Source organism: Streptomyces sp. NPDC002785 (assembly GCF_040295565.1).
In the GTDB taxonomy this organism is placed as follows: Bacteria; Actinomycetota; Actinomycetes; order Streptomycetales; family Streptomycetaceae; genus Streptomyces.
The window spans coordinates 18,966-29,679 of the sequence record NZ_JBEOVN010000084.1; the positions used below are offsets into that span (position 1 = coordinate 18,966).

8 protein-coding genes are annotated in these 10,714 nt (G+C 72.3%); 6 read left to right on the plus strand and 2 right to left on the minus strand.

The window, feature by feature from the left end:
* Positions 1-231: 231 nt before the first annotated feature.
* The gene (gene icmB / locus ABTZ94_RS20405) at positions 232-645 is read left to right on the plus strand and encodes a coenzyme B12-dependent isobutyryl CoA mutase small subunit (protein ID WP_266415302.1); all 414 of its coding nucleotides are present in this window, start codon (positions 232-234) and stop codon (positions 643-645) included.
* Positions 646-1,325: 680 nt separating this feature from the next.
* Here icmB and ABTZ94_RS20410 read toward each other — a convergent pair.
* Positions 1,326-2,918, minus strand: coding sequence for a DUF5691 domain-containing protein (locus ABTZ94_RS20410; protein WP_351202465.1), 1,593 nt, complete (start codon positions 2,916-2,918; stop codon positions 1,326-1,328).
* Positions 2,919-2,940: 22 nt separating this feature from the next.
* Positions 2,941-4,398: an SWIM zinc finger family protein gene (locus ABTZ94_RS20415; protein WP_351202466.1), complete on the minus strand. Its 1,458-nt coding sequence runs from the start codon at positions 4,396-4,398 to the stop codon at positions 2,941-2,943.
* 132 nt (positions 4,399-4,530) lie between these two features.
* On the opposite strand from ABTZ94_RS20415, the gene ABTZ94_RS20420 reads away from it, so the two are divergent.
* The 5 genes from ABTZ94_RS20420 to ABTZ94_RS20440 all read left to right on the plus strand — a co-directional run bounded on the left by ABTZ94_RS20420 (position 4,531) and on the right by ABTZ94_RS20440 (position 10,637).
* Entirely contained in the window at positions 4,531-4,968 is a 438-nt protein-coding gene (locus tag ABTZ94_RS20420; RefSeq protein ID WP_351202467.1) for a hypothetical protein, read from the plus strand.
* Positions 4,969-5,079: 111 nt separating this feature from the next.
* A complete protein-coding gene (locus ABTZ94_RS20425; RefSeq protein ID WP_351202468.1) occupies positions 5,080-6,192 on the plus strand; it encodes an ATP-binding protein in 1,113 nt (370 codons plus the stop codon).
* Positions 6,189-8,645 (plus strand): DUF5682 family protein, encoded by a 2,457-nt coding sequence (locus ABTZ94_RS20430; RefSeq protein ID WP_351202469.1) that lies wholly within the window; start codon positions 6,189-6,191, stop codon positions 8,643-8,645. Before ABTZ94_RS20425 ends, ABTZ94_RS20430 begins: the two co-directional genes overlap by 4 nt.
* A gap of 110 nt (positions 8,646-8,755) precedes the next feature.
* Positions 8,756-9,895 carry a VWA domain-containing protein gene (locus tag ABTZ94_RS20435; protein WP_351202471.1) on the plus strand — a complete coding sequence of 380 codons (1,140 nt, stop codon included), beginning with the start codon at positions 8,756-8,758 and terminating at the stop codon, positions 9,893-9,895.
* A gap of 283 nt (positions 9,896-10,178) precedes the next feature.
* Positions 10,179-10,637, plus strand: a complete 459-nt coding sequence (locus ABTZ94_RS20440; protein ID WP_351202470.1) for a helix-turn-helix transcriptional regulator — start codon at positions 10,179-10,181, stop codon at positions 10,635-10,637.
* Positions 10,638-10,714: the final 77 nt, after the last annotated feature.

Here is a 10,714-nt window from a genome sequence, read left to right on the forward strand (position 1 = left end):
GTGCCGCGCGGCTGGCGGCGCGGTGGTACGGCGACCTCTTGGCGACTCCCCTGGCGGCGGTCCCGCACGGCAGGCGTGCCGCGTCAAGCGGGAACGGCGCCCGGTGAACATGTCCCACGTGTGATTTCCCCCTCCCCGTCCACCGCGAAACGGCGGGTTGCGGGATGCTGGCGATAACGTTCGTTCACATCCCCGGCCCTTCAGGCACGGGAGACGCATGTGGAGGCAGTGATGGGTGTGACCGGTCCGATCCGTGTGGTGGTGGCCAAGCCAGGCCTGGACGGCCATGATCGTGGGGCCAAGGTGATCGCGCGGGCGCTGCGCGACGCCGGTATGGAGGTCATCTACACCGGGCTCCACCAGACGCCCGAGCAGATCGTGGACACCGCGATCCAGGAGGACGCCGACGCGATCGGCCTCTCGATCCTCTCCGGTGCGCACAACACGCTCTTCGCCAAGGTGATCGAGCTGCTGAAGGAGCGCGAGGCGGAGGACATCAAAGTCTTCGGCGGCGGCATCATCCCGGAGGCGGACATCGCACCGCTGAAGGACCAGGGCGTCGCGGAGATCTTCACCCCGGGCGCGACGACGGCGTCGATCGTCGACTGGGTCAACGCGAACGTCCGCCACCCCGCGGAAGCCTGACCCGCGTCCCCACCCGCAAGGCAGCGGGCCGACAGGCCCGCCTGCCCGGGGCGATGCGCCGGGGACGGCTGCGCGGGGGTGGTCGGCGGGGGCGCTTGCGTCTGGAGCCGCTTGCCCGCAGCCACTGCCTGGGACCGACTCTCCGGGCTGCGCCCGGCGCCACGTGTGACCGGACCCCGCCCGCCGCCTGCCGGACCCTGGCCCGGCCTGCGGCCTGCGGCCTGCGGGCCCTGGCCTCGCTCGTCGGCCCCCGGCTCCGCCTCCCGGATGCCCCCGGGCCCTGGCCTCGCCCACTGGCCCCCGCCCCCTTGGCCTCCCGGCGCGCCGGTGCCGCTTGCTCGGGACCGAGTAGGCGAGACCGGCCACAGGCTCCGCCTCCCGGACGCCCCCAGACCCTGGCCCCGCCCGCCGGCCCCCTTGGCCTCCCGGCCCGCCCTTGCCGCTTGCTCGGGACCGGGTAGCCGAGACCAGCCCTCGACCCCGCCCGCCGGCCTCCGCCCCCTTGGCCTCCCGGCCCGCCCTTGCCGCTTGCTCGGGACCGGTTAGCCGAGACCGGGGGACACTCGGCCTCCGGACCGTGCCATTCCCAGGCCTCCGGGGTCCCAGGCCTCCGGGCTCTCAGCTCCCGGCCTCCGCCGGGCCGGGGCCCCGTCCAGCCGCCCGGTTCCTGCCGATCCCCCTCAGCTCGGTATCAGCTCCAGGTCCATCGCCGAGCGCAGCCGCAGCGTGGAGATCAGTCGTCGGAATGCCTCCGACCAGTAGCCGTTCGCGCCCGGTGAGGCGTCCTCCGGTTCGTCCGGGGTGGTGGTGAGGACCTCCAGGCGGTCCGCCTCGGCCGGGTTCAGGCAGCGCTCGGCGAGGCCCATCACGCCGCTGAAGCTCCAGGGATAGCTGCCCGCGTCCCGGGCGATGTCCAAGGCGTCGACGACCGAGCGGCCGAGTGGTTCGGCCCAGGGGGTCGGGCAGACCCCCAGCAACTGGAAGGCCTCCGACAGCCCGTGCGCCGCGATGAAGTCGGCCACCCATTCGGCCCGTTCGGCTGCGGGAAGTATGGCGAGGAGCTTCGACCGCTCGGCGAGCGACGCCGTACCGGGGCCGTTCGGCGAGGGGACGGAGGGGGCGCCGAGCAGCGCGCGGGCCCACTCCGGATCCCGCTGCCGCGCTGCTGCCCGACACCATGCCGCGTGCAGTTCCTCGGCCCAGCCGTCGGCGACCGGCAGGCCGACGATCTCCTGCGCGGTGCGGCCACCGAACCGCACCGGCCAGGTGGCGAGCGGGGTCGCCTCCACCAACTGGCCGAGCCACCACGACCGTTCGCCCCGTCCGGACGGCGGAACCGCCACCACGCCGTCGCGCTCCATCGACGCATCGCATTCGTGAGGGGCCTCCACGGCGACGGAGACCTCGTCGCCGGTGAGGTCCGGGCTCACACAGGACATCGCGCGCGCCGCCATCCGTTCGGCGAACGCCGACTCCGGTAGCGCGGACAGCAGTTCTGCAGCCGTCGAACGGACATTGCGGCTGCGGTCGGAGAGCGCCTGCTCCAGGAAGGTCTCGTCCATTCCGGACAGCCCGGTGCGCAGTGAGTCGAGGAACATCAGCCGGTCCTCGGCGCGCTCGGTGGTCCATGTGGTGGCGAGCAGTGCGAGCGCTTCGGCGGGATCGTGCGCCCGTACGGCCCCGAGCAGGGTGACCCGTTCGGCGAACAGGCCCTCCTCCCACAACCGGGCGACCGCTGCCGGCTCCGTGATGTCCGGCGGCAACGAGCCGCCGGACGAGCCGCGCAGCGCGAACTTCCACTCGGGGTTCAGCCCAGCCAGCCACAGCCCGCGCGGTCCGGCGAAGGCCAGGGCCTGCGGCCGCAGATCGGTACGGGACCTGGCCGCGTCCAGCAGGGGCGGGAGCAGCGCGGCCGGGGCCCGATAGCCGTGCTGATTGGCGGTGGCCAGCCACTGCGGGATCAGCTCCGTGAGATCAGGAGCCGTACCCCGCCGACCGCCCGAGCCGCCCGGTGCCGCCCGGTCCGCGAGCAGTTGGGCGAGCCTGCGCCGCGCGGCCGGCGGCAACGGTGGCCGAGGGTCGGCGGGCGTCGGCTCGGGCCGGACGGCCGCGGAGGCGGGCAGCAGACCCGCTCTGCGTTGCACGGTGTGGAGCGCCGCCGCGTCCAGCAGTCCGCCCGGTCCGCCGCCTCCCTCGGCCGGGCGGCGGTCGGTGCCGAGAAGTGCCGAGGTGACGAGCTCTTCCCACGGCGCGGGTGTGATGGTACGAGGCATTGGTCCCCCTTCGGATTCAACGTCAGATGAGCGGCACGGTCTCGGACGTCGTGTCGACGCTGCTGATTTCGACGCCGTCGGCATCGACTCCGCAGGCTCCGGCCCCGGCGTCCGCGTCTGTGGACCAGGCCGCGAGGGGGTCGAACCCACCGTGGCCGCATTCGCCGAAGACCGTGACCGGCGAGCCGCCGGAGAGCGCGACGAGCTTCCACAGCCCGGGCCGGGACAGCGCCGCCGCGGCGATGGGCAGGGCTGCATCGCCCGCCGCGTCGACCAGTTGCCAGCCGTCCTCGGACGGCACGGGTATGACCTCGCGCAGTGTCACCGGCCAGGCGTCCAGCCAGGGATCGTCCCGCAGGGCGTTTCCGTACGCACCGATCGCGGCCGCCGCCGTACCACCCGGAGGTGGCGTACCGGTCGGTGACGGGACGCCGAACTGCCCGCCCAGCTCCGCCCGTAGCTGGCCTGCGCCCGGACAGGGGGTGATCTCGGCGTCGATCGTGACACCCACCGGCAGTGCCAGCCCGGGGGAGCGCCCGGCCGCCCCGAACGAGAGCAGCAGTGCCGTGCGGCCCGAGTCCCTCCCGTACAGCCAGATGCGGCGCGTGACGATCTTGCCGTCCGGGGTGTCGTACTGGGCGAGGACCAGCCAGTGGTCGCGGACCGGTGGGCCCTCGGCGGGGGCGGTCAGCCCCACGCGGGTACGGACCGTGGCTGCCAGCGGCTCCGGCAGCCGGTCTATCCCCAGCCACGCGCTGTCCAGCAGATGCAGCAGCGCGCACTCCTCCAGCAGCCGCACCGGCCAGCCCGGCCCGGAAGCCGGGATGGAGCCCAACTCCCTCACGCGTGCCGCCAGTCCGGGTGCCTGGGCGTCGACCATGCGGGCCGCCGTCTCCTCCCACAGCCCGTACCCCGACTGATCGGCTGCTGCCAGACCGCCGCGCAGCAGATCCGTCAGCCGCTGCTCCAGCTCCTGTGCGCCGCCGGTGATCCGCTCGGCCCGGCGCTCGGCGCGCCGCCGGGCGGCCTCCGGGTCGGCCGGGCCCGCGGCCGAGGCGCCGCCCGCCGCCTGCCCGCCTTTCACCCCCTTGTCCGCCGCACGCTTGCGACGGCCCGTCAGCCACTCACCGGCCCAGTCCGGCACCTCGCCGGCGGGCAGGGCCGATTCGCCGGACGCCCAGACCAGCAGCAGACCCAGCGCGTGCTTGCACGGGAACTTCCGGCTGGGACAACTGCACTTGTACGCAGGACCGGTGGTGTCCACCACCGTTTGATACGGCTTGCTTCCGCTTCCCTTGCACAGCCCCCACACCGCACCCGAAGCGTCACACCCGCCACCCGACCACGGGCCGGCCGAACCGAGCTTGCTCCCCGCCTTGCGTGATGACTCGTCAGGAGCCAGGGCCAGGACCTGCTCCACCGTCCAGCGCGCCGCCCGGTCGGCGGTGCGCAAGGGTTCTCCCCCGTGAGATAGCAGCATGGGGACGACGGTAGAACGCGCCACTGACAATCGTCCTGACCTGCTGATTTGCCGTCATGCATACCACTTGACGTTACTTGCCCTTTGCGATTCGCTGCGAACTCCAGACCTTCGAATCCGGGGGATCAGCTGATGAACCGCACCGCCCGTAACATCCGCAACGTCCGCACCGTTCGGACGGCTGTCTGCGCAGCCGTCGTCCTCGGTCTCGCCGTGGGCCTCGGCGCTTGCTCCGAGACCGTCGACCAGGTGGACAAGGCCGTGGACGAGACGTACGAAGTCACCTACGAGGTCACCGGCACGAGCGTCGACGAGATCCAGTTCCACGCAGGCGGGGGCAAGGCCATGGATCCGAAGATCGAGACGGTCAAGTCTCCCACCCTGCCGTGGCGGAAGACCGTCACGCTGCGCGGGATCATGCCGCCCGCCGTCATGCCGATCGCCCTGGACGAGGACGGGGCCGACGTCGCCTGCTCGATCACGCACAAGGGCAAGGTCATCGAGGAGGCCAAGGGCGAGGGCCTCATCACCGCGGGTGGCTGCGTCGCGGTCTCGCCGGTGGGCGGCTGAACTCTCCGCCCGCAGCCGCTGAATCGGCCCTGACCTGCGGTCGGGGCCGATTGTCAGTGGCATGGTGCACGGTGGGAACCACATCAGGTCGACCGATCTGGAGGGGGATCCATGACTGTGTCCGAAACCGCCGCAGCCGTCGGCGTACAGGCCCTGCGACCGCATGCCGAGAACGCCTTCGCTCATGAGCTGAAGGCACTTGCCGCGGCCGACGACCGCCCGCGGCCCGCCCGTTGGCAGTTGTCCCCGTGGGCCGTCGCCACCTACCTGCTCGGCGGCACGCTGCCGGACGGGACGGTGATCACGCCCAAGTACGTCGGCCCGCGCCGCCTCGTCGAAGTCGCCGTGACCACACTCGCCACCGACCGGGCCCTGCTGCTCCTCGGCGTTCCCGGCACCGCGAAGACCTGGGTCTCCGAGCATCTCGCGGCCGCCGTCAGCGGCGACTCGACGCTGCTTGTCCAGGGCACGGCTGGCACCCCGGAGGAAGCCGTCCGCTACGGCTGGAATTACGCACAACTGCTCGCGCACGGGCCCAGCCGTGACGCCCTGGTGCCGAGCCCGCTCATGCGCGCCATGTCCGACGGCATGACCGCGCGGATCGAGGAACTCACCCGTATCCCCGCCGACGTGCAGGACTCGCTGATCACGATCCTGTCGGAGAAGACGCTCCCCGTCCCCGAACTGGGCCAGGAGGTCCAGGCGGTCCGCGGATTCAACGTCATCGCCACTGCCAACGACCGCGACCGCGGGGTCAACGAGCTGTCCAGCGCGCTTCGCCGCCGGTTCAACACTGTTGTGCTGCCGCTGCCGGCCACCCCTGATGCGGAGGTCGACATCGTGTCCCGGCGCGTCGACCAGATCGGACGTTCGCTCGACCTTCCGGCCGCGCCCGACGGCATGGCCGAGATCCGCCGCGTCGTGACGGTCTTCCGCGAGCTGCGCGGCGGTGTCACCACCGACGGCCGCACAAAGCTTAAGTCCCCCTCGGGGACACTGTCGACGGCCGAGGCGATCTCCGTCGTCACCAACGGCCTTGCGCTGGCCGCACACTTCGGCGACGGGGTGCTGCGCCCCGGGGATGTGGCGGCGGGCGTCCTGGGCGCGGTTGTCCGCGATCCCGCGGCCGACCGGGTGGTCTGGCAGGAGTACCTGGAGACTGTGGTCCGGGAGCGCGACGGGTGGAAGGACTTCTACCGCGCCTGCCGCGAGGTATCCGCATGACCCGGGCCGCGCGTTCCGTCGGACCGCTGCTGCTGGGGGTGCGGCACCACGGCCCGGGCTCGGCCCGAGCCGTCCGTGCGGCCCTGGAAGCGGCCCGTCCGCGGGCGGTGCTCATCGAGGGGCCTCCTGAGGGTGACGCACTGCTGCCGCTGGCTGCCGACGAGCAGATGCGGCCGCCGGTCGCGCTTCTTGCCCATGCTGTCGACGACCCGGGACAGGCGGCGTTCTGGCCGCTGGCCGCGTTCTCGCCCGAGTGGGTCGCGATCCGCTGGGCGCTGGCGAACGACGTCCCGGTCCGCTTCATCGACCTTCCCGCGGCGAACACCCTGGCCATGACACAGACAGCGGAACGGCAGGCGGGCCGGGACGGGGCCGGGGAAGTGGGTAGGGACGGGGGAGCGGACGGGGACGGAGCCGGGGAGTCGGCTACGGGCGCCCCTGCTGTGCACGCCCTGATCGACCCCATCGGCGTACTGGCCGAGACCGCGGGTTACGACGACCCGGAGCGCTGGTGGGAGGACGTCGTCGAACACCGCACTCACGGCGTCGAGGCCGTCGACCCGCGGGCGCCGTTCGCCGCGCTCGCCGAGGCGATGACGGCACTGCGCGAGGTGTACGAGGACGGCGGCCACCCTCGTGACACCGTGCGTGAGGCGTATATGCGCATCCAACTGCGTAAGGCGGCAAAGGAGTTCGGCGCCGACATCGCGGTCGTCTGTGGCGCCTGGCATGTGCCCGCGCTCGGCACGAAAACCACACTCGCCGCCGACAGGGCCCTGCTCAAGGGGCTGCCCAAGGTCAAGGCCGAACTGACCTGGGTGCCCTGGTCGCACCGGCGGCTCGCCCGGCACAGCGGATACGGGGCGGGCATCGACTCGCCCGGCTGGTACGGACACCTCTTCGAGGCCGCCGACCGCCCGATCGAGCGGTGGATGACCAAGGTCGCCGGACTCCTGCGCGACGAGGACCGGTTCGTCTCGTCCGCCCATGTCATCGAGGCCGTCAGGCTTGCCGAGACCCTCGCCGCCATGCGCGGACGCCCGCTGGCCGGGCTGACCGAGACGACCGATGCGATCCGGGCTGTGATGTGCGACGGCTCCGATGTGCCGCTCGCGCTCGTACAGGACCGGCTGATCGTCGGCGAGAAACTCGGCGAAGTACCGGACACCGCCCCCGCCGTGCCCCTGCAGCGCGACCTCACCCGACAGCAGCGCACACTCCGGCTCAGACCGGATGCGCTGGAGCGGGAGGTGGAGCTCGACCTGCGCAAGGACACCGACGCGGCCCGCAGCAGGCTGCTCCACCGGCTGCGGCTCCTCGCCGTCGGCTGGGGCGAGCCCGCCGCAGGCCGGGCGAGCACCGGAACCTTTCGGGAGAGCTGGCGGCTGCGCTGGGAACCCGAGTTGTACGTGCGGGTCGCGGAGGCCGGGACATGGGGCACCACCGTGCTCTCCGCGGCGACGGCCAAGGCCGAGTCCCAGGCGGCTTCGGCGACCGCGCTCGCCGAAGTCACCGCACTCGCCGAGCACTGCCTCCTGGCCGAACTGCCCGACGCGCTGCCCGAGGTGATGCGAGCCCTCGCCGACCGCGCCGCGCTCGACGCCGACGTCGGCCATCTCGCCGATGCCCTGCCCGCGCTGGCCCGCACCCTGCGCTACGGCGACGTGCGGTCAACGGACACCGTGGCCCTCGGCGAGGTCGCGGCCGGGCTCGCCGAGCGGATCTGCGTCGGACTCCCACCCGCCTGCACCGGACTCGACACCGACGGTGCCGCCGAACTGCGCCGCCGGGTGGACGGGGTCCACACCGCGATCGGTCTGCTCACCGGAGCCGTTCAGCCGGATGCGGACGCGGGCGGGCTGCGTGAGCGCTGGACCGCCGTACTGCACAAGCTCGCCACCCGGGACACGGTCGCGGGTGTCATCCGGGGCCGTGCTGCCCGGCTGCTGCTCGACGAAGGACGGCTCGCGCAGGACGACGCCGCACGGCTGATGGGCCTGGCCCTCTCGCCCGGCACACCCCCGGCCGATGCTGCGGCCTGGATCGAGGGGTTCGTCGGCCAAGCCGCCGGGGGCGGCATGCTTCTCGTCCACGACGAGCGACTGCTCGGCCTGGTCGATGCCTGGCTCACCGGGGTTCCCGCCGACACCTTCGCCGATGTGCTGCCCCTGTTGCGCCGTACCTTCTCGGCGTACGAAGCGGGCGTACGGCGCACGCTGGGCGAACTCGTGCGGCGCGGTCCGGCCGCCGGGGGACCGGCAGCCACTGCCACCGGGACCGGGGCCACGGCACCCGGCTTCGGCCCCGGACTCGATGGGGCCAGGGCCGAAGCGGTGGTACCGGTGCTGCGCCTTCTGCTCGGTCTGGACACCGGCACCGATCCGGACCCGGGTAGCGCCGACCCGGACGAGAGAGCCGAGAACGTCAAGGAACCGCTGGGGGCAACGGGATGACCACGGACACGGCCGGAAGCGCACCGCGCTCGGCCCACAGCTCGCCGCCCGGCCCGGCGGACCGCTTGGCACGACCCGGCCCGCAGCCCGGCCGGGCGAACGACGAGCGGATGCGTCGGTGGCGGCTGGTCCTGGGCGGGGACAGCGCCGAGAGCACCGGCTGCACCCTCACCGGACGCGACGCCGCGATGGACGGCGCACTGACCGCGCTGTACGGCGGAGGCAAACCCGGGGGCCGGGGCGGGAGCAACCGCTCGGCGGGACTCGGGGCCTCCGCCCCCTCCGTGGCCCGCTGGCTCGGCGACATCCGCACGTACTTCCCCAGTTCCGTCGTCCAGGTCATGCAGCGTGACGCGATCGACCGGCTCGGCCTCTCCGCACTGCTCCTCGAACCGGAGATGCTGGAGGCCGTCGAGGCGGACGTCCATCTCGTCGGGACGCTCCTCTCACTCAACAAGGCCATGCCCGAGACGACGAAGGAGACCGCAAGAGCCGTCGTGCGCAAGGTCGTCGACGACCTGGAGAAGCGGCTCTCCACCCGCACCCGAGCCACACTCACCGGCGCGCTGGACCGCTCGGCCAAGATCAACCGGCCCCGCCACCACGACATCGACTGGGACCGAACCATCCGGGCCAACCTCAAGAACTACCTCCCCGAGTACGGCACCGTCGTCCCCGAGCGGCTCATCGGCTACGGGCGGGCCGCGCAGTCCGTGAAGAAGGACGTCATCCTCTGCATCGACCAGTCGGGGTCGATGGCAGCCTCCGTCGTCTACGCCTCGGTCTTCGGCGCGGTGCTCGCCTCCATGCGCACCCTGCAGACCAGGCTTGTCGTCTTCGACACAGCAGTGGTCGACCTCACCGACCAGCTCGACGACCCCGTCGACGTACTCTTCGGCACCCAGCTCGGCGGCGGCACCGATATCAACCGGGCGCTCGCCTACTGCCAGTCGAAGATCTCCCGCCCCGCCGACACCGTCGTCGTCCTCATCAGTGACCTCTACGAGGGCGGCATACGCGACGAGATGCTGAAGCGGGTCGCCGCGATGAAGGCATCCGGCGTGCAGTTCGTGACGCTGCTCGCGCTGTCCGACGAGGGCACGCCCGCCTACGACCGTGACCATGCGGCAGCCCTCGGCGCCCTGGGCGCACCGGCGTTCGCATGCACCCCGGATCTCTTCCCGGAAGTGATGGCAGCGGCGATCGAGAAGAGGGCGCTTCCCATACCGGACAAGGAGACTCATCAGTAACAAGGGGGGTGCCGTTCCTCGGCGGGCTGCCGGCCCCGGGGTCTGCTCTTCGGGACGCGGTCCGGGCTGTGGAACACGCTGTACGGGCTGCTGATGTCGGGCAGCGTGCGGTGCTGGACTCGCTGCTGACACGACGATCGACCGGGCGCTCCGTCCCCACGCCGCCGGGCAGGAGGACCCAGGACACATGGCCAGGAGGAACGTCCGGCGGCGTGGGGACGCGGAGTGCGGTGGGACGCCGGGCGGCTGGGCAACCCCGGTGCGACGTGGCACGATCACGCAGGTGACCAGCAGACCCGCCGCAGCGCAGCACCTGCGCGACCTCGCGCGGCTGCGTCGCGTCCGCGACCGGATCGACCGGGAGTACGCGCAGCCGCTGAACGTCGAGGCGCTCGCCCGCGGCGTGAACATGTCGGCCGGGCACCTCAGCCGCCAGTTCCGGCTCGCCTACGGCGAGTCGCCGTACGGCTATCTGATGACGCGGCGGATCGAGCGCGCGATGGCGCTGCTGCGCCGTGGCGACCTCAGCGTCACCGAGGTCTGTTTCGCGGTCGGCTGCGCGTCGCTGGGTACCTTCAGCACTCGCTTCAGCGAGTTGGTCGGTGTGCCGCCCAGCGTCTACCGGCGCCAGGCGGCGCACGCGACGGCGGGGATGCCGCCGTGCGTCGCGAAACAGGTGACCAGGCCGATCAGGAATCGAGAAGCCGGCGCCACGGAGTCGCAGCTAGTAGGGCTTTGTTAGGTCCTGTGGTGTGGTTCTGGTTTGGGTGCGGGTTGGCCGCATATCGAGCAGGCGCCGGTCCAGGTGGCCAGGAGGGT

Coding starts and splice junctions, on each gene's coding strand:
- ABTZ94_RS20425 (WP_351202468.1), top strand. CDS start 5,080: ATGACTGTGTCCGAAACCGCCGCAGCCGTCGGCGTACAGGCCCTGCGA.
- ABTZ94_RS20420 (WP_351202467.1), top strand. CDS start 4,531: ATGAACCGCACCGCCCGTAACATCCGCAACGTCCGCACCGTTCGGACG.
- ABTZ94_RS20430 (WP_351202469.1), top strand. CDS start 6,189: ATGACCCGGGCCGCGCGTTCCGTCGGACCGCTGCTGCTGGGGGTGCGG.
- ABTZ94_RS20410 (WP_351202465.1), bottom strand. CDS start 2,918: ATGCCTCGTACCATCACACCCGCGCCGTGGGAAGAGCTCGTCACCTCG.
- ABTZ94_RS20435 (WP_351202471.1), top strand. CDS start 8,756: ATGCGTCGGTGGCGGCTGGTCCTGGGCGGGGACAGCGCCGAGAGCACC.
- ABTZ94_RS20415 (WP_351202466.1), bottom strand. CDS start 4,398: ATGCTGCTATCTCACGGGGGAGAACCCTTGCGCACCGCCGACCGGGCG.
- icmB (WP_266415302.1), top strand. CDS start 232: ATGGGTGTGACCGGTCCGATCCGTGTGGTGGTGGCCAAGCCAGGCCTG.